We start from the raw sequence: 18403 nt of genomic DNA on the forward strand, positions 1-18403 counted from the left end.
GTCATGCCCGCTTTCCGGAGGACCACGGGGCGACGAGGCGCCCGATCAGGCCGACGAGGCCGTAGCCGATCAGCGCCACGGCCGCGCAGAGGAGGAAGAGCGCCCAGACGCGCGGCGAGTTCAGCGAGACCTGCGCCGCGACCAGGATCGGCCCGACCCCGGTCTCGATCTTGCCGAAGTACTCCCCCAGGATCGCGCCCAGGAACGCCGCGGGAACGGCGATCTGCAGCGCGGAGAGGATGTTCGGCAGCGCGGCGATGGCGCGGACCTTCCGCAGCTGGGTGAACTTCGTGCCGCCGTAGACGGTGACGACGTCGAGGGAGGCCTTGTCGGCCGCCTTGAGGCCGAGCAGGCTGCCGACGACGGTGGTGAAGAAGACCGAGAGCCCGGCGAGGAAGATCGCGGTGTCGCTCGGCCGCCCCGGCGCGTCGGAGCCGCCGAGGATGAGGAGCACGAGCGTCCCGATCGCGACGATCGGCACGCAGTAGGTGACGACCGCGAGCTGGGAGACGATCCCCTCCAGCCACGGCACGATCAGGACGAGCGCGGAGAGCACCAGGGCGATGAGGTTGCCCCAGAAGTAGCCGACCGCGGCCTCGCCGATCGTCACCGAGAAGTTGGCCCAGTAGAACGCGGGCCCGTCCTCGGCGATCGTCTGCGCGACCTGGATCGGCGTGGGGACCGGGGCGTAGGTCGTGCCGCCGGTGGGGGCGGTGATCAGGGCGATCAGCCACCAGACGGCGATGATGCCGACGATGCCGATCAGCCCGGAGGCCCAGGGCGGGAGGGAGCGCGAGCGGCGCTCGGTCGTCGGGGCGGGAGCGGGGAGCAGGGTGGCCACGGGGCGCCTCAGTGGTCGTCGGCGGCCGCGCCGCCGTCGCCGAACAGCAGCTCGGACGCCTGGTCGACGTACGCGTGGAACTCCGGGGTGCGCTGCATCTCGGGGGTGCGCGGGCGGGGCAGATCGATCTCGATGATCTCCTTGACCCGGCCGGGCCGCGGGCTCATGACGGCGACCTGGTCGGAGAGGAAGATCGCCTCCGAGATGCCGTGGGTGACGAGGAGGGTCGTGGCCGGCTTCTCGGTCCAGATCCGCAGCAGCTCGAGGTTGAGCTTCTGCCGCGTCATGTCGTCGAGCGCACCGAACGGCTCGTCCAGCAGCAGCACCTCGGGCTTGAGGATCAGGCAGCGGGCGATCGAGACGCGCTGGCGCATGCCGCCGGAGAGCTGCGCCGGCTTGGCCTTCTCGAAGCCGCGCAGGCCCACCAGTTCGATCAGCTCGTCGATGTAGGACTGGTCCACCGACTTGCCCGCGATCTCGAACGGGAGGCGGATGTTCGACATCACGCTGCGCCAGGGCAGGAGCGCGTGGTCCTGGAAGGCGATGCCGAGCTTGTTGTCGCGGCGCAGCTCCTTGGGCGTGCGGCCGTCCACCCGGATGGAGCCCGAGGTGGGCTCCTCCAGCCCCGCGAGGATCCGCAGGATGGTGGACTTGCCGCAGCCCGAGGGGCCGAGGAGCGCGAGGAAGCTGCCCTGGTCGGTGTGCAGATCGGTGTCCTGCAGCGCGGTGACGCTGCGAGAGCCCATCCGGAACGTCTTCGACAGGCCGTGGATCTGGATGCCGGTGCCGCCGGCACCCTGCTCGCGCAGAGTGCCGGCGTCGGTCGTGTCGGTCACGAGTGGTGCCCTCCGTGGTGCTGGTTAGATTGCCGCGGTCAGGCGGCGTACTTGACGAGGTCGGGGTTCTCCTCGTAGACCTCGGCGAGGAGGCTCATGTCGAAGAGGTCGGCGGCGTCGACGTCGATGCCGGCGCCCGAGAGCGACGCGAGCGTCTCCTCCTGCAGGCTGTCCGAGATCGTGAAGAGGCCGTTCGCGACGGTCTCGTCCGAGACGACGAGCTCCTCGGACTGGATGGTGGAGCCCTTCTTGGAGGACTCCTCATCGAGGCCGAGGTCCTTGCCGTAGGTCTCGAGGGCGAGCATCGCGCCGGCCTCCGGGTCGTTGACCGCGTCGGTCCAGCCCTTGATCTCGGCGACGAGGAAGGCCTTGAGCGCCTCGCGCTTGTCGGCGATGGCCATGTCGGTGACGGTGAAGGTCTCGGCCACGAAGGGGAGGCCGTTGTCCGCGAAGGGCAGGTTGACGACCTCGTAGCCCTCGGCGGCGACGGTGATCGCCTCGTTGGTCAGGTAGGCGATGAAGCCGTCGACGGTGCCGTTGATTAGGACCGAGGGGTCGTACTCGACCGGGACGACGGTGACGTCGGACTCGGCGAGGCCGTTCGCCTTCAGCAGCGCCTGGAAGAGCGAGGTGTTCGACGCCTGGACGCCGATCTTCTTGCCGGCGAGGTCGGCGGGGGTGGCGATGTTGCCGGCGGTCGCGATCGAGAGGACCGTGAACGGGTTCTTCTGGTAGGTCGCGCCGATGATCTTGAGCGGCGCCTGCTCGTTGGCGACGACGGTGCCGACAGAGACGGCGTCGCTGAGCGCGACGTCGGCCGAGCCGGAGAGCAGCTCGGCGGTGCCGGTGGAGGGGCCCGCCGTGAGCGTGACGCCGGCGAGGCCGGCCTCGGTGTAGTAGCCCTTGGAGTCGGCGAAGAACTCGCCCGCGAACTCCTCGTTCTTGATCCAGGAGAGCTGGACCTTCAGGGTGCCGAGGTCGCCGCCGTCCTCGGCCGAGGCGCCGGAGGAGTCGGAGGCGCAGGAGGCGAGGACGGAGACGCCGCCGAGGGCGAGACCGGCGACGCCGGCCATGCGCAGGACGCTGCGGCGGTCGAAGGTCTGCGAGGTGCGGAAGGGCGACAGGGGCAAGGGGGACTCCTCGGGTAAGGCGGTGGAAGCTGCTGTGGTGCGCGGTTCGCGACGGGTGCCCCACGGGGCGCGCCAAGCCGCGCCGATCGGGGTGCCTCGACGCTATCCTCGGGAGATTTCTCCGGTGTGTCCGCAGATTTCGCGGGTATTAAGGGTCTCACGGATCCGACAACGATCCGACCGCTCCGCCCGCCCCTCCCGGCGGATCGCCTGAGGCCCCTCTCCGCTCAGCCGAGCGGCTTGAAGGCGAGATCCGCGGCCACTGCGGCGTCGCGGCGCACGAGTGCGAACCGCGTGAATCCGGCGGCGGCGGCCCGGTCGAGCAGCGGCGTGAGGTTCTTCGCGCGGCGCTCGAGGCGCACACGGGAGCCGCCGGCGATCAGCTCCTGCTTGAGCGCGAGCAGCACCTCCGGGGCCGCGTCGCGCTCGTGCACGAGGATGACCGCGTCCGGCCGCTCGTCCAGCGGCACGTCGATCAGCTCGACGATCCGCTCGAAGCCGATGGAGAAGCCGCAAGCCGGCACGTCCTGGCCGAGGAAGCGCCCGATCATGCCGTCGTAGCGTCCGCCGCCGCCGACGGACGAGCCGGAGGAGGGGTGCGCGATCTCGAAGATGGTGCCGGTGTAGTAGCCCATCCCGCGCACGAGCGTGGGGTCGAAGCGGAGCGAGACGCCGGTCGGCAGCGAGCGCAGCGACCGGGCGAGCGTCTCGAGCGCGAGCACCGCCTCCGGGTCGATGCCCTCGGGCAGCACGCCGAGGATCGCGGACTGCTCGAGCGCCACTCCCCCGGCGGCGACGGCCGCCTCGATGCGGGCGAGGTAGCCGCCGAGCACGGCCGCGGCGTCCGGTCCGTCGGCCTCGAGCTCGGCGACGACTCCGCTCGCGCCGATCTTGTCGAGCTTGTCGATCGAGATCAGGGCGGGGCCGAAGCGCTCGGGAGCGAAGCCGCAGTGCTCGAGGATGCCGGTGAGGATCCGGCGGTCGTTGATCCGGATCGTGCAGTCGCGCAGGCCCAGGGTGTCGAGGGCGGCGGCCGTCGCGGTGATCAGCTCGACCTCGGCGAGCTGCCCCGGCTCGCCGATGATGTCGATGTCGCACTGGACGAACTGGCGGTAGCGGCCCTTCTGCGGGCGCTCGGCGCGCCAGACCGGCGCGATCTGGACGGAGCGGAAGACGGTCGGCAGCTCGGCGCGGTGGCTGGCGTAGAAGCGGGCGAGCGGGACGGTGAGGTCGAAGCGGAGGCCGAGGTCGGCGAGGCCCGAGGCGTCGTCCGCCGCGGCCGCCGCCGCGAGGTCGTCGTGCGAGAGCCCGCGGCGCAGCACGCTGAAGGCGAGCTTCTCGTTGTCGCCGCCGAGGCCGGAGTGCAGGCGCTCGAAGTCCTCGACCACCGGGGTCTCGATCTCGTCGAAGCCGTGCGCCGCGTAGACCCGGCGGATCACTCCGAGCGCGTGCTCGCGCTTCGCCTTGTCGGCCGGGAGGAAGTCGCGCATGCCGCGGGGCGGGGTGATCGCAGAAGCCATGCGGCGATTCTCCCAGACCGTCGACCGGTGTTCTCCGGCCCTCCGCGCCGCGGGCGTCCGGCCGGTCGGGGGTGTCGGCTAGGCTCGCGGCGCTCGCGCGGTCAGGGGGATCGCCGCGGACCGACGAGGGGGACTCGATGGACACGCACGCTGATGCCGGCATCGTCGCGGAGGGGGTGTCGCGGGCGTTCGGGCCGGTGCACGCCGTCCGCGACGCCAGCTTCGAGGCCCGGCCCGGGGAGGTCACCGCGCTGATCGGGCCCAACGGCGCGGGCAAGACGACGCTGATGCTGCTGCTCGCGACGCTGCTGCGCCCCGACGCGGGGCGGCTCCGCGTCGCCGGGCACGATCCGGTCGAGGAGCCCGCCGCGGTGCGGGCCGCGCTCGGCTGGATGCCCGACGTCCTCGGCTCCTGGGCGAGCCTGACCTGCCGGGAGACCCTCCGGACGACCGGGCAGCTGTACGGGCGGCCGCGCCCGGACGCCGAGGCCCGGGCGGACGAGCTGCTGGGGCTCGTGGATCTGGTCGAGTTCGGCGACAGGCCCACCCGGGTGCTCTCGCGCGGGCAGAAGCAGCGGCTGAGCCTGGCGCGCGCGCTCGTGCACGACCCGTCGGTGCTGGTGCTCGACGAGCCGGCCTCGGGGCTCGATCCCGGGGCGCGGATCGCGCTGCGCGACCTCGTGCTGCGGCTCGCCGGCGAGGGGCGCACGGTGCTGGTCTCGAGTCACGTGCTCTCCGAGCTCGACGAGATGGCGACCGCGGCGGTCTACCTCGACGGCGGGGTGACGGCCTCGCAGGAGGCGGTCGCGCGCGCGTCGCGGGCGCTGCGGGCCTGGCGGATCGACGCGGTGCGGCCGCGCGGGGCGGAGCTCGCCGAGGTCGTCGAGCGGCTGACGGGCGTGCCGGTCCGAGTGGAGCGCGATGCGGCCCTCGTGCCGGTCGTCAACGATGCGGCGGCGGCCGAGCTGCTCGCGCGGCTGGTGTCGGCCGGGATCGCGGTCAGCCGCTTCGCGCCGGCGGTGGGCGAGCTGGAGCACACCTTCTCGGATCTGACCCGCTCGGCCGGGGAGCCGGGGAGTGCCGCACGGCCGGGGAGTGCCGCGGAACCGCGCACCGAGAACGAGGAGGACGCCCGATGAGCACCGAGACCACCGCCCGGCCGCTGCCGTTCCTGCAGGGCGTCGGCATCGTCCTCCGCCTCGAGCTCGCGCAGCGGGTGCGCGGGACCTCGTCCTTCGTCCTGCTCGGGCTGTTCTTCCTGCTGGTCGGCGCGGTCACCGGACTGCTGGTCGTCGCGACCGGCGTCTTCTCGGGCAGCGGCGCCGTCGTGGGCGGCTTCCTCTACTCGACCCTCGTCTACTTCGTGCTGCTGCTGGGCAGCCTGGTGACGCCCGCGCTCTCCGGCACGGCCGTGAACGGCGACCGCGACGCGGGGACCCTCGCCACGACGCAGGTCACCCTCGTGACCACGGCGCAGCTCGTGCTCGGCAAGTTCGTCTCGGCCTGGCTGGTGGCGCTGGCGTTCCTCGCGAGCACGGTGCCGTTCCTGCTCGTCGCCGTCGGGGTCGGCGGGGTGTCGCTCGCCTCCGCGTCGGTCTCGGTGCTCGTGCTCGCGGTGCAGCTGGGCGTCGTCGCGGCGATCGGAGTGGGTCTCAGCGGGATCCTCGACCGGCCGCTGATGTCGGTCGTCACCACCTACCTGGTGGTCGCGGCGATGAGCGTCGGGTCGCTGATCGCGTTCGGGCTGCTGACGGCGGTCACGACCACGGAGCAGCAGACCGTCTTCGTCGACGACGACGAGGGGATCTGCGGACCGGACTACGAGACGCAGGTGGCGCGGGCCGACTACTACTGGGAGCTGCTCGCGCTGAACCCGTTCGTGGTGTTGGCCGACGCCGTCCCGCCGCAGCTCGACGAGTACGGCTCGCCGGAGGACCTGTTCACCGGGCTCTCGCTGCTGGTACGGCAGGCGCAGATCGCGCCGGAGCCGGTCGTCGAGCTCTCCTGCTCCGGCTACACCGGCTCGACGCGGCCGAGCACTCCGGAGGAGGTCTTCGACGCGACCGTCCCGTCCTGGTTCGTCGGTCTGACGCTGCAGCTGGTGCTCGCGGTCGGCCTGCTGCTCGGCGCGATCCGCCGGACGGCGACGCCGGCGGCGCGCCTGCCCCGCGGGCGCCGCGTGGCCTGACGGTCGGCCTGCGGGCTGATCGAGCAGCCCGCGCCTCATGCTGATTGAGTAGCCCGCGCAGCGGGCCGACCATGCTGATCGAGTAGCCCGCGCAGTGGGCGTATCGAGATCCACCGCTCTGGAGACGTGGGGTCTCGATACGCCGCTCCGCGGCTACTCGACCAGCATGGAAGGGCGCACGCGCGTCGAGCCGCACGCGCTCCCTGCTGATCGAGCAGCCCGCGCCTTCATGCTGATCGAGTAGCTCGCGCAGCGGGCGTATCGAGATCCACCGCGCAGCGGCGCCTTCGTGCTGATCGAGTAGCCCGCGGAGCGGGCGTATCGAGATCCATCGCGCAGCGGCGCCTTCGTGCTGATCGAGTAGCCCGCGCAGCGGGCGTATCGAGATCCACCGTTCTGGAGACGTGGGGTCTCGATACGCCGCTCCGCGGCTACTCGACCAGCATGGATCTCGCCACACCGCGCAGAGCCCGCCACCTACGCTGATCGAGTAGCCCGCGGAGCGGGCGTATCGAGATCCCCGTGATCAGCACTCGAGGCGACAGTCACCCCTCCCGGCGCTCCTGCTCCACCGCGCGGATCTCCTCCTGCAGGTCGCGCGTCGCCGTGCGTAGCGCCCGCTCCGCGTCGAGCCCCTGCGCCCGCGCCGAGGCGACGATGGCCAGCAGCAGCGGGCCGAGGTCCTCCTCCGACTCGATCGGCAGCGGCCCCTCCCCCGCGTCGACGATGCCGAGCGTCGTCGCCTTGCCGATCACCTTGTCGGCCAGCGCGAGAGCCGGCATGCCCTGCGGGATCCCGTCGAGGACGCTCGTCCGGTGCGGCTTCTCGGTCTTCTTCAGCTCGTCCCAGACGGCGATGACGTCATCGGCGGTCTCCGCGGTCGCGTCGCCGAAGACGTGCGGGTGGCGGCCGATCATCTTCGCGTTCATGTGCGCCGCGACGTCCTCGATCGTGAACGGCTCCGGTCCGTCGGCGGCCAGGTCGGAGTGGAAGAGCACCTGGTAGAGCACGTCGCCGAGCTCCTCGATCAGGTCGGCCCGGTCGCCGGCCTCGATCGCGTCGACCAGCTCGTGCGACTCCTCGATCAGGTAGCGCACGAGCGACTCGTGGGTCTGCTCGGCGTCCCACGGGCAGCCGCCCGGGGCGCGGAGGACGTGGACGGTGCGGATGAGCTCGTCGAGCCGGGGATGCGCGGTCACCCGGCCATCCTCGCATCGGCTCAGCGGGACGAGCGCCGGTCCGATCTGCAGGCTCCGACGACCGGGGAGGACATTGCACCGCACGAGAGGGCCTCGACGCGGAGGGATCGCCTGCACAACGCAGCTCGGATCGGCGAAGCGCACCGGTTGGTCATCGGCGCGTAACACGCGCCGACTACGGTGACCGCGGGGCGCGACCGCGGCCCGGAACAGGAACGCCACCGTGACCCTCACGCCTCCCGCCACCGGCACCGCCCTCGATCGCGGAGCGCCGCCGAGCGCCGAGCTGCACATCCACATCGAGGGCACGATCGAGCCCGAGCACATCGTCGAGATGGCGCGCCGCAACGGCATCGCACTGCCGACCGAGGATCTGGACGCCCTGCGGGCGCGCTACGCCTTCCAGGACCTCGCCTCGTTCCTCGAGCTGCACTACTCGAACCTCACGGTCCTGAAGACGGAGCGCGACTTCTTCGAGCTGGCCACCGGCTACCTCGACCGCGCGAAGCTCGCGAACGTCCGCCGCGCCGAGATCTTCTTCGATCCGCAGACGCACCTCGGCAACGGCGTGCCGCTCGACGTCGTGATGGCCGGGCTCACCCGCGCGCTCGGGCGGAGCGAGGAGACGCACGGCATCTCGACCGACCTGATCATGTGCTTCCTGCGCGACCTCGGCGCCGACGCGGCGGACGAGATGCTGACCGCGATCCTCCCCTACCGCGAGCACATCATCGGGGTCGGGCTCGACTCGAACGAGGTCGGCTTCGGGCCGGAGCTCTTCATCGACGTCTACGCGCGGGCCGCGGCGGAGGGCCTGCACCTCGTCGCGCACGCGGGCGAGGAGGGCGGTCCGGAGACGGTCGCCGAGACCCTCGAGCTGCTGAAGGTGGAGCGGATCGACCACGGCATCCGCGCGATGGAGGACCCGGCCGTCGTGGCGATGCTCCGCGTGCAGGGCGTGCCGATCACGGTCTGTCCGCTCTCGAACGTGGCGCTGCGGGCCGTCGACACGATGAAGGACCACCCGCTGCCGGCGATGCTGGACGCGGGCCTGATCGTCACCGTCTCGAGCGACGACCCGCCCTACTTCGGCGGCTACGTCGACGCGAACTACCGCGCTCTGGTCGAGGAGCTCGGGATGGGCGACGCCCAGCTGGAGCGCCTCGCGCTCAACTCCTTCGACGCCGCCTTCATCTCCGACGAGGACCGCACCCGCTGGCAGGCCGAGGTCCGCGCGCACTTCGCGCACTGATCCCCGCCGCGAGATGCCACTTGTGCACGCGACACGCCGTGAAAGGCGTGCACAAGTGGCATCTCGCGGGGAGGGCTAGCCCTCGGGGTGCGGGGCGAGGTCGGGGGTCGCGCGGTCGACGTCGGCGGCCTCCTCCTCGGGGCGCGGGGCGATCGTCTCGTCCTCCTCGAGCTCGGGGATGCTCGGCTCGTCGGGAGCGGGGATGCGCGGCGGGACGGAGTGCTCGTCGGAGGCGGTCATGATCGTCCTTCGTTCGGGGGTCGGTGTCGTCGGGGGGTCGATGTCGTCGAGATCGGTGTCGTCGGGCGGCGTCCGGAACGGTGGCGCCGCCCGATCGAGAGGGTGCCGACGGTCAGCTCGCGACGGCGGCGGGCTCGGGGAAGAGCGCGTCGAGCAGGTTCGCGACCCAGTCGATCAGCGCGCGGTCGCCGAGCGGGACGCCGTCGTGCACCGGCATCGGCACGACCACGGCGTTCGCCTGCTGCAAGTACTTCGCGGTCGGGTACATCCGGCGCAGGCGCACCTGGATCGAGTCGGCGAGGTGCGCCGGCGCGACGCGGACGTTCGAGCCCATCGCGACCACGTCGCTGAGACCGGCGCGCTGCGCCCGCATCCGCAGCCGCGAGACCAGGACGAGGTTCTCCACCGCCTCGGGCAGCTCGCCGTAGCGGTCGGTCAGCTCCTCGACCACGAGGTCGACGCTGCCCTCCTTCGCGGTCGGCGAGGTCGCCGCGGACAGCTTCTGGTACGCCTCCAGGCGCAGGCGCTCGCTGTCGACGTACTCCTCCGGGATGCGCGCGTCGACCGGCAGCTCGAGCCGCAGCTCGGTCTGGCCCTCCGCCACCTCGCCGCGGAAGCCGTCGACGGCCTCGCCGATCATCCGCAGGTAGAGGTCGAAGCCGACGCCCTGAATGTGGCCGGACTGCTCGCCGCCGAGCAGGTTGCCCGCGCCGCGGATCTCGAGGTCCTTCAGCGCGATCTGCATGCCGCCGCCGAGGTCGGAGTTCGCGGCGAGGGTCTGCAGGCGGTCGTGCGCGGTCTCCGACAGCGGCTTCATCTCGTCGTAGAGGAGGTAGGCGTAGGCGCGCTCGCGGCCACGGCCGACGCGACCGCGCAGCTGGTGCAGCTGCGAGAGGCCGTACTTGTCGGCGCGGTCGACGATCAGCGTGTTCGCGTTCGGGATGTCGAGGCCGGTCTCGACGATGGTCGTCGAGACGAGCACGTCGAACTTGCGCTCCCAGAAGTCGACGATGATCCGCTCGAGCTGCGACTCGCTGAGCTTGCCGTGCGCGACGGCGATGCGCGCCTCCGGCACCAGCTCGGCGAGCTGCGCGGCGACGCGGTTGATCGTCGAGACGCGGTTGTGCACGAAGAACACCTGGCCCTCGCGCAGCAGCTCGCGCCGGATCGCGGCCGAGACCTGCTTCTCCGAGTAGGGGCCGACGAAGGTGAGGATCGGGTGGCGCTCCTCCGGCGGCGTCGCCAGCGTCGACATCTCGCGGATGCCGGTGACCGCCATCTCGAGCGTGCGCGGGATGGGCGTGGCGCTCATCGAGAGGATGTCGACGTTCTTCTTCAGCGCCTTCAGCTTCTCCTTGTGCTCGACGCCGAAGCGCTGCTCCTCGTCGATCACGAGGAGGCCGAGGTCCTTGAAGACGATGTTGTCGCTGAGGAGGCGGTGCGTCGCGATGACCATGTCGACGGTGCCGTCGGCGAGGCCCTCGATCGTCTCCTTCGACTCCTTCGCGCTCTGGAAGCGGCTGAGGGCGCGCAGGTGCACCGGGAAGCCGGCGAAGCGCTCCTGGAAGGTCTCGAGGTGCTGGCGCACGAGCAGGGTGGTCGGCACGAGCATCGCGACCTGCTTGCCGTCCTGGATCGCCTTGAACGCGGCGCGCACGGCGACCTCGGTCTTGCCGAAGCCGACGTCGCCGGAGAGCAGGCGGTCCATCGGGATCGGCCGCTCCATGTCGGCCTTGACCTCGTCGATCACGGTCAGCTGGTCGGGCGTCTCGGCGAACGGGAACGCCTCCTCCAGCTCGCGCTGCCACGGGGTGTCCGGCGGGAAGGAGTGCCCGCGCGAGGCCATCCGCGCGGAGTAGAGCTTGACCAGCTCGACCGCGATGTCGCGGACCGCGCGGCGCGCCTTGCTCTTCGCCTGCGCCCAGTCGCTGCCGCCCATCTTGCTCAGCGCGGGGGCCTCGCCGCCGACGTAGCGGGAGAGGAGATCGAGCTGGTCGGTCGGGACCAGCAGCTTGTCGCCCGGGAAGCCGCGCTTGCTGGGCGCGTACTCGAGGACGAGGTACTCGCGCCGGGTCTTCACGGCGTTGCGCCCGCCGCTGGAGACCTCGCGCTGCGAGAGCTCGACGAAGCGGCCGATGCCGTGGGTGGCGTGCACGACGAAGTCGCCGGGGCTGAGCTGCAGCGGGTCGACGACGTTCTTCCGGCGCGAGGCGAGCTTCTTCACGGCGCGCGAGTCGTAGCCGACGGTGCGGCCGTAGAACTCGGTGTCGGTGAGCAGAGCGACCTTGGCGCCGTCGACCTCGAAGCCGTGGTCGACGTTGGCCTGGAGCACGTAGGCGAGGCCGGGCTCGAGCTCGGCGGGCAGATCGGGGACGATGCGCGCGGCGACCTCGTGCTCGGCGAGCACCTGGTCGGTGCGCTCGACGGTGCCGGTGCCGGGGGCGGTCAGCACCACGCTCCAGCCGTCGGCCAGGCGGGCGCGCACGTGCGCGAGGGCGCCCTCGACCGCGCCGCCGAAGCCGGGCACGGGCTCGCCGTCGACGCGGACGGCGAGGATCTCGTCGATCCCGAGGTCCTCCGGCAGCACCTCGGCCTCGCCGGCGGCGGGACCCTGGCGGAAGGTGCTCATCGTCCACCACGGGTGGTCGGGGGTCTCGGCGCCGGGGGCGCTGAACTTCACGGCGTCGCGGAGGGCGCCGAGCGAGATGAACTCACCGGACGCGAGGTCGATCGGAGCCTCGGCGCCGGCGGTCGCGGCGCTCCACGCGGCCTGGAGGAACTCGCGGTTCGTCTCCGCGAGGCTGATCGCGCGGGTGGCGACCCGCTCGGGGGCGAGCACGGCCACCGCGGCGCCGGCCGGGAGGTAGTGCGAGATCGGGACGAGGCGCTCCAGCAGCGCGGGGGCGAGCGACTCCATCCCCTCCACCGGGATGCCCTCGGCGATCTTCGCGAGCATCGCGGAGAGGCTCGGGAACTCGTGCAGCATCTCCCGGGCGCGCTGGCGGACGGCCGGCACGAGCAGCAGCTCGCGGCTCGGCGGCAGCACGACGGAGTCGGCCTCCCCCGGCAGCGAGCGCTGGTCGGCGACGGAGAAGCCGCGGATGGAGTCGACCTCGTCGCCGAAGAAGTCGATGCGGCTCGGGTGCTCGGCCACGGCCGGGAAGACGTCGAGGATCCCGCCGCGGACCGCGAACTCGCCGCGCCGGGTGACCATGTCGACCCGCGAGTAGGCGAGGTCGACCAGCTCGGACGAGATCCGGCCGAGGTCGTAGCCGCGGCCGCCCTTGACCAGGCGGATCGGCGCGATGTCGGCGAGGTTGTCGGCGACGGGCTGCAGCGCCGCGCGCACCGAGGCGACGACGACGAGCGGCTTCTCGCCGGACCAGGTCTTCATCCGGCGCAGGGCGTCGAGGCGGCGGCCGACGATCTCGGCGCTCGGGCTGAGGCGCTCGTGCGGCAGCGTCTCCCAGGCCGGGAACTCGACGACCTCGGCGTCCGGGAGCACGCAGCTGAGCGACGCGCGGATGTTCTCGGAGTCGCGGCCGGTCGCGGTGACGACGAGCGCGGCCTGCGGACGGTCGGCCTCGGCGCGGCGCTCCAGCAGGCCCGCCAGCAGGGGGACGCGGAGGCCGTCGGCCACGGAGAAATCGGCGTCGCGGATCGCGAACGCGAGAGCGTCGTCGAACGTGGAGGCGCGCGAGAGCGCCGAGATGATCCGGTTGAGAGGCACCGGAGGAGTTTACTGCCGACTTCCGACACCGGCCTCGGCCGGTGTCGGACGTCGGTCCACGCCGGTCCCTGCCCGGCGCGGCGCGGTCGGGTCGGGCGCGGGGTGCGTTCCGCAGAGCGTCCTGCGATCGGCTCTTCGAAATCGCTTGGCACGCGATTTCGAAATCGCCTTCGGGGCGATCGGCTGGTCTGCCGGGTGCTGGATCTTGATCCGTCAGGAGTGGTCGGCTGGGAGCAGCTGAGGCGACCGATCTTGACGGATCGATCCGGCGATCGTGAGAGGGCTCGTCGATCCGTCGGGGATGGTCGCTGGGAAGGAGTTGGAACAACCGGGTGTGACCGGTCGGCGGGGCGGTCAGGTGGAGGGGAAGAGGGGGCGGGTGCGGTGGGCGGCGGTGTGGAAGGGGGACGCGGGGAGGGTGGTGACTGTCTCGAGGACGGCGCGGGCGGGCCACTCGACGGCGACGCGGAGGGTGGGGAGGGGCGGGAGGGGCCAGAGCCAGAAGTCGCGGGACCAGGTGTCGCGATTCACGTCGGGGCGGCCGTCGCCCTCGAGGACGGGGCCGTCGACCTGCGCCTCGAGGATGTCCGCGACGGAGGCGAACGGGGATTCGTCCTGGGTGGTGACGGTGCGGCCGTCGGCGAAGGAGACGCCCCAGCGCAGACCGTCGGGGGCGAAGCGCTCGTCGAGCTGCCCGCGGCCGTGCGCGCGCTCGAGGTACTCGAAGACGCGCCGGCGAGCGCGGCGGCCGGGGTCGGCGATCCGGACGCTCAGGCGCAGCAGCACGCCCTCGTCGTAGCAGCGGGCGAGATCGAGCGAGACCACGGTCGTCGCGGAGCGGCCGAGCTCGTGCTCGAGCAGCACCGTCCCGGGGATGCGGTGCCACGGCGGGCCGGTCCAGGCGGGCAGCTCGAACGGCGGCAGGAGGTCGTCCTCGTCGTAGGCACGCGGCTCGACCTCGCGGAAGAACGACTCGCTCACGGCTGCTCCTTCGCGTCGGCTGCCCCACGGTAGCGCGGGCCCCTCCGCCGTGCTGAGGACGGTGGGTCTCGATACGCCCCTGCGGGGCTACTCGACCAGCATGGGGGGCGGGGGACATCGCCGGCCGCCGGGCGCCCACTGCATGCTGATCGAGTAGCCCGCGGAGCGGGCGCATCGAGATCCACGACCGTCAGAACGCGAGTCTGCAGACCCGACCTGCTGGTGGTGGTGGGTCTCGATACGCCCCTCCGGGGCTACTCGACCAGCATGAGCCGCCCAGCGGGCCCGTATCGGGATTCGCGCAGGGCGGCGCTACGGGGTCGTGTGGACCTTCAGCTGGGCGGCCTGGAGGCCGGCGTCGGCGATCAGCTCGACGGCGTCGGCGGCGTCGGCGATCAGGATCGGCAGGTTCTCGCGCTCGGGGCCGGCGAAGTCCTTGAGGACGAAGTCGGCGGCGGGCTGGCGGCCGGGCGGGCGGCCGATGCCGACGCGCACGCGGAGGAAGTCGGCGCCGTCGGTCGCGGCGAGGATGTCGCGGATGCCGTTGTGGCCGCCGTGGCCGCCGCCGTTCTTGAGGCGCAGGGTGTCGAAGGGGATGTCGAGCTCGTCGTGCACGACGATCAGGCGCTCGGGCGCGAGGGAGTTGAAGTCGAGCAGCTGCGCGGTCGGGCCGCCCGAGAGGTTCATGAAGCTGTTCGGCTTGCCGAGGATCAGCTTCGGTCCGCCGGGGCGGAGGAAGCCCTCGGCGACCACGGCGTTCGCGCGGTTGTGCCGGCGGAAGGAGCCGCCGATCCGGGTCGCGAGCTCGTCGAGCACCATCTGCCCCACGTTGTGCCGGTTGCGCGCGTACTGCGCGCCCGGGTTGCCCAGTCCGACGACCAGCCAGGTCTCGCCCATCTCGTTCCCTCTTCTCGATGCGCTCAGCAGCGACGTCTTCCGCGGGGCGCAGCCCCCCGGACGCGGAACGGGCCCGCTCGCGATCGCGGCGGGCCCGTCCGTGCGGGTGGTGCTCCGGCTACTCGGCGGCCTCGGTGGGCTCGGCCGGCGTGGTGGGCTCGCCCTCCTCGCCCAGGTCCTGCTCGACCTCCTCGGTGACGTTCACGATGAGCGCCTCGGGGTCGGTGAGCAGCGTCGCGCCCTCGGGGAGGGTGACGTCGGCGGCGGTGATCTGCGTGCCGGCCTCGAGTCCCTCGACCGAGACGACGACGTTCTGCGGGATCTTCGTGGCGTCGACCTCGAGCGAGAGCGTATTCGCCTCGGTGGAGACGAGCGTGCCGGGAGCGGCCTCGCCCTCGACGTGCACAGGGATGTCGACCGAGACCTTCTCGCCGAGCCGGATGACCGCGAGGTCGATGTGCTCGATGATCTGGCGGACCGGGTCGCGCTGGATGTCCTTGACCAGCGACGTCTGGGCGACGCCCTCGATGTCGAGCTCGAGGATCGCGTTCGCCTTGCGGGTCAGCAGGAGGATCTGGTGGCCGGGCAGCGTGACGTGCACGGGCTCGGTGCCGTGGCCGTAGAGGACCGCGGGGATCTTGTTCTGGGCGCGGATCTTGCGGGCCGCTCCCTTGCCGAACGAGGTGCGGACCTCGGCGACGACCTTGTTGGTGAGTTCTGCCATGGTGTTCTCCTGGACGGCGCCGTGCGCCGCCTGCTCGGGTCCCGGCCTGGGGCCGCGGACGGGGTTTCGACTCGAACGCGTGTCTGCGTGAGGAAAGGTCCGCGGCGCTCCTTCCGGAGCTCCACCTGGTTCCACCGCGTCGATCACGGATGCACGGGGCATCCCTCGCCGAAGTTCAGCTGCCCACCCTACCGGCCGCGCGGCCGAGCCGCCACCCGCGGGCGCCCCTACCGCGCCCCCAGCCGGGCTGGCTAGCGTGCGGGCATGACTTCTGACGACTTCGGCTCCTACGTCGAGAAGAACGGCTTCCACCGCGACACCAACTACATCCCGACCCGCATCACCGCGGACGGCCGCGACGGCTACCCGGTCGAGGCGGGCCGCTACCGGCTCGTCGTCTCGCGCGCCTGCCCGTGGGCGAACCGCGCCGTGATCGTCCGCCGCCTGCTCGGCCTCGAGGACGCGCTGTCGATGGGCATCTGCGGACCGACGCACGACAAGCGCAGCTGGACCTTCGACCTCGACCCGGGCGGCGTCGACCCGGTGCTCGGCATCCCGCGCCTGCAGGACGCGTTCCTCGCCCGCTTCCCCGACTACCCGCGCGGCATCACCGTGCCGGCGATCGTCGACATCCCCACCGGCCAGGTCGTCACCAACGACTACCCGGTGATGACGCTGGACTTCTCGCGCGAGTGGACGGAGTTCCACCGCGAGGGCGCGCCCGATCTGTACCCGGAGGAGCGCCGCGACGAGATCGACGAGGTCGCGGAGCTGGTCTTCCAGGACGTCAACAACGGCGTCTACAAGTGCGGCTTCGCCGGCTCGCAGAAGTCCTACGAGCGGGCGTACGACGCACTCTGGGCGCGACTCGACTGGCTGGAGGAGCGCCTCAGCACGCAGCGCTACCTCGTCGGCGACACGATCACCGAGGCCGATGTCCGCCTCTTCACGACGCTCGCCCGCTTCGACGCCGTCTACTACAGCCACTTCAAGGCCAACCGGAACCTGCTCTCGGCGATGCCGGCCCTCTGGGGCTACGCCCGCGACCTGTTCGCGACCCCGGGCTTCGGCGACACGATCGACTTCCAGCACATCAAGTCGCACTACTACGAGGTGCAGCGCGACATCAATCCGACCGGCGTCGTGCCGAAGGGCCCGGACCTGTCCGGCTGGCTCGTCCCCTCGCACCGCGAGGAGCTCGGCGGCCGCCCGTTCGGCGACGGCACCCCGCCCGGCCCGCCCATCCCCGCCGAGGTCGTCCCCGAGGGCCACGGCGCCTGACCTCCTGAACGGCCGTGCGCGCTGAGTTCCCCCTCCGTGCACGGCCTCTCCCGGCTGCGCGTCCGACCCCGGCGCTAGCCTGGATCCGTCAACCCTGAACGTGTACGTCGAGGAGAACCGTGTCTGACCAGCCCACCGCCACAGCCAACATCGGAGTCGTCGGTCTGGCGGTGATGGGCTCGAACCTGGCCCGCAACCTCGCCAGCCGCGAGGGCAACACCGTCGCCGTCTACAACCGCTCCTCCGGGCGCACCGAGACCCTGATCACCGAGCACCCCGAGGCCGGCTTCGTCGCCTCGGAGACCATCGAGGCCTTCGCCGCCTCGCTGAAGACCCCGCGCACCGCGATCATCATGGTCCAGGCCGGCCGCGGCACCGACGCCGTGATCGAGCAGCTGACCGCCGCGTTCGAGCCGGGCGACATCATCGTCGACGGCGGCAACGCGCTGTTCACCGACACCATCCGCCGCGAGAAGACCGTCCGCGAGACCGGCATCCACTTCGTCGGCACCGGCATCTCCGGCGGCGAGGAGGGCGCGCTCAAGGGCCCGTCGATCATGCCCGGCGGCTCGGTCGAGTCCTACAAGACGCTCGGCCCGATCCTCGCCTCGATCGCGGCGGTCGCCGAGGGCGAGCCCTGCGTCACCCACCTCGGCACCGACGGCGCCGGCCACTTCGTCAAGATGATCCACAACGGCATCGAGTATGCCGACATGCAGCTCATCGCCGAGGCCTACGACCTGCTCCGCACCGTCGGCGGTCACGAGCCCGCGGCCATCGCCGACGTCTTCGACGCCTGGAACAAGGGCGACCTCGAGTCGTACCTGATCGAGATCACCGCCGAGGTGCTCCGCCAGGTCGACGCCGACACCGGCAAGCCCTTCCTCGACATCGTGCTCGACCAGGCCGGCTCGAAGGGCACCGGAGTCTGGACCGTGCAGAACGCGCTCGACCTGGGCGTGCCCGTCGGCGGCATCGCCGAGGCCGTCTTCGCCCGCGCCGTCTCCTCCAAGCCCGCGCAGCGCGCCGCCGTGCAGAAGCGCGTCACCTCGCGCCCGACGCCCGTCGCCCTCTACGACGGCTTCGAGGACGACGTCCGCGCCGCCCTCTACGCCTCCAAGGTCGTCGCCTACTCGCAGGGCTTCGACGCGATCATCGCCGGCGCCGAGAAGTACGGCTGGGAGATCGACAAGGGCGCCGTCGCGAAGATCTGGCGCGCGGGCTGCATCATCCGCGCCCAGTTCCTCAACCGCATCGTCGACGCCTACGCCGAGAACGCGGAGATCACGACGCTGCTCGAGGACCCGTACTTCGCCGAGGCCGTCGCCAACGGCGAGGCCGCCTGGCGCCGCATCGTCTCCACCGCCGCGCTCTCGGGCGTGCCGATCCCCGGCTTCGGCGCCGCGCTGTCGTACTACGACTCGCTCGCCTCCGAGCGCCTGCCCGCCGCCCTCGTGCAGGGTCAGCGCGACTTCTTCGGCGCGCACACCTACCAGCGCGTCGACAAGGAGGGCACCTTCCACACGCTGTGGTCGGGCGACCGCACCGAGGTCGAGCAGGACCCGTCCACGCACTGACCCGCGG

15 protein-coding genes are annotated in these 18403 nt (G+C 71.8%); 5 read left to right on the top strand and 10 right to left on the bottom strand.

Going from position 1 to position 18403, the window contains the following annotated elements; genetic code table 11:
* Position 1: 1 nt before the first annotated feature.
* The 4 genes from EDF17_RS15940 to hisS all read right to left on the bottom strand — a co-directional run bounded on the left by EDF17_RS15940 (position 2) and on the right by hisS (position 4327).
* Positions 2-841 (bottom strand): ABC transporter permease subunit, encoded by an 840-nt coding sequence (locus tag EDF17_RS15940; RefSeq protein ID WP_243587465.1) that lies wholly within the window; start codon positions 839-841, stop codon positions 2-4.
* A gap of 8 nt (positions 842-849) precedes the next feature.
* Positions 850-1587 carry an ABC transporter ATP-binding protein gene (locus EDF17_RS15945; protein ID WP_123447733.1) on the bottom strand — a complete coding sequence of 246 codons (738 nt, stop codon included), beginning with the start codon at positions 1585-1587 and terminating at the stop codon, positions 850-852.
* Between the two features lie 128 nt (positions 1588-1715).
* The gene (locus tag EDF17_RS15950) at positions 1716-2807 is read right to left on the bottom strand and encodes an ABC transporter substrate-binding protein (RefSeq protein ID WP_243732929.1); all 1092 of its coding nucleotides are present in this window, start codon (positions 2805-2807) and stop codon (positions 1716-1718) included.
* A gap of 227 nt (positions 2808-3034) precedes the next feature.
* Positions 3035-4327, bottom strand: a complete 1293-nt coding sequence (hisS, locus tag EDF17_RS15955) for a histidine--tRNA ligase (protein WP_123447615.1) — start codon at positions 4325-4327, stop codon at positions 3035-3037.
* Positions 4328-4464: 137 nt separating this feature from the next.
* On the opposite strand from hisS, the gene EDF17_RS15960 reads away from it, so the two are divergent.
* Complete coding sequence (locus tag EDF17_RS15960) at positions 4465-5466, top strand: ABC transporter ATP-binding protein (RefSeq protein WP_123447616.1); 1002 nt, start codon at positions 4465-4467, stop codon at positions 5464-5466.
* Positions 5463-6515: an ABC transporter permease gene (locus tag EDF17_RS15965; RefSeq protein ID WP_123447617.1), complete on the top strand. Its 1053-nt coding sequence runs from the start codon at positions 5463-5465 to the stop codon at positions 6513-6515. The genes EDF17_RS15960 and EDF17_RS15965 overlap by 4 nt, the downstream gene beginning before the upstream one ends.
* Positions 6516-7060: 545 nt before the next feature.
* Here EDF17_RS15965 and EDF17_RS15970 read toward each other — a convergent pair.
* Entirely contained in the window at positions 7061-7714 is a 654-nt protein-coding gene (locus EDF17_RS15970; RefSeq protein WP_243732930.1) for a MazG family protein, read from the bottom strand.
* Between the two features lie 223 nt (positions 7715-7937).
* On the opposite strand from EDF17_RS15970, the gene EDF17_RS15975 reads away from it, so the two are divergent.
* On the top strand, positions 7938-8966 hold the full coding sequence (locus EDF17_RS15975) for an adenosine deaminase (RefSeq protein WP_123447618.1): 1029 nt from the start codon (positions 7938-7940) through the stop codon (positions 8964-8966).
* 75 nt (positions 8967-9041) lie between these two features.
* Here the strand turns inward: EDF17_RS15975 and EDF17_RS19965 are convergent, their stop codons facing one another.
* The 5 genes from EDF17_RS19965 to EDF17_RS15995 all read right to left on the bottom strand — a co-directional run bounded on the left by EDF17_RS19965 (position 9042) and on the right by EDF17_RS15995 (position 15538).
* A complete protein-coding gene (locus EDF17_RS19965) occupies positions 9042-9206 on the bottom strand; it encodes a hypothetical protein (protein ID WP_166649715.1) in 165 nt (54 codons plus the stop codon).
* 112 nt (positions 9207-9318) lie between these two features.
* Positions 9319-12936 carry a transcription-repair coupling factor gene (mfd, locus tag EDF17_RS15980; RefSeq protein ID WP_123447619.1) on the bottom strand — a complete coding sequence of 1206 codons (3618 nt, stop codon included), beginning with the start codon at positions 12934-12936 and terminating at the stop codon, positions 9319-9321.
* A gap of 354 nt (positions 12937-13290) precedes the next feature.
* A complete protein-coding gene (locus tag EDF17_RS15985) occupies positions 13291-13917 on the bottom strand; it encodes a hypothetical protein (RefSeq protein ID WP_123447620.1) in 627 nt (208 codons plus the stop codon).
* Positions 13918-14229: 312 nt separating this feature from the next.
* Positions 14230-14814, bottom strand: coding sequence for an aminoacyl-tRNA hydrolase (pth, locus tag EDF17_RS15990; RefSeq protein WP_123447621.1), 585 nt, complete (start codon positions 14812-14814; stop codon positions 14230-14232).
* Between the two features lie 118 nt (positions 14815-14932).
* Positions 14933-15538, bottom strand: a complete 606-nt coding sequence (locus tag EDF17_RS15995; RefSeq protein ID WP_123447622.1) for a 50S ribosomal protein L25/general stress protein Ctc — start codon at positions 15536-15538, stop codon at positions 14933-14935.
* Between the two features lie 264 nt (positions 15539-15802).
* On the opposite strand from EDF17_RS15995, the gene EDF17_RS16000 reads away from it, so the two are divergent.
* Both EDF17_RS16000 and gndA read left to right on the top strand, forming a co-directional pair.
* Complete coding sequence (locus EDF17_RS16000; RefSeq protein ID WP_123447623.1) at positions 15803-16819, top strand: glutathione S-transferase C-terminal domain-containing protein; 1017 nt, start codon at positions 15803-15805, stop codon at positions 16817-16819.
* Between the two features lie 119 nt (positions 16820-16938).
* The gene (gndA, locus tag EDF17_RS16005) at positions 16939-18396 is read left to right on the top strand and encodes an NADP-dependent phosphogluconate dehydrogenase (protein ID WP_133672116.1); all 1458 of its coding nucleotides are present in this window, start codon (positions 16939-16941) and stop codon (positions 18394-18396) included.
* The last annotated feature ends 7 nt before the right edge of the window (positions 18397-18403 follow it).

It is taken from the genome of Rathayibacter sp. PhB1 (assembly GCF_004362935.1).
Classification (GTDB): Bacteria; Actinomycetota; Actinomycetes; order Actinomycetales; family Microbacteriaceae; genus Rathayibacter; species Rathayibacter festucae.

What these genes read in the sequence shown, in the direction of transcription:
- EDF17_RS15945 (WP_123447733.1), bottom strand. Translation starts at nt 1,587, where the DNA reads ATGGGCTCTCGCAGCGTCACCGCGCTGCAGGACACCGATCTGCACACC.
- hisS (WP_123447615.1), bottom strand. Translation starts at nt 4,327, where the DNA reads ATGGCTTCTGCGATCACCCCGCCCCGCGGCATGCGCGACTTCCTCCCG.
- EDF17_RS15960 (WP_123447616.1), top strand. Translation starts at nt 4,465, where the DNA reads ATGGACACGCACGCTGATGCCGGCATCGTCGCGGAGGGGGTGTCGCGG.
- EDF17_RS15965 (WP_123447617.1), top strand. Translation starts at nt 5,463, where the DNA reads ATGAGCACCGAGACCACCGCCCGGCCGCTGCCGTTCCTGCAGGGCGTC.
- EDF17_RS19965 (WP_166649715.1), bottom strand. Translation starts at nt 9,206, where the DNA reads ATGACCGCCTCCGACGAGCACTCCGTCCCGCCGCGCATCCCCGCTCCC.
- pth (WP_123447621.1), bottom strand. Translation starts at nt 14,814, where the DNA reads ATGGGCGAGACCTGGCTGGTCGTCGGACTGGGCAACCCGGGCGCGCAG.
- EDF17_RS15995 (WP_123447622.1), bottom strand. Translation starts at nt 15,538, where the DNA reads ATGGCAGAACTCACCAACAAGGTCGTCGCCGAGGTCCGCACCTCGTTC.
- EDF17_RS16000 (WP_123447623.1), top strand. Translation starts at nt 15,803, where the DNA reads ATGACTTCTGACGACTTCGGCTCCTACGTCGAGAAGAACGGCTTCCAC.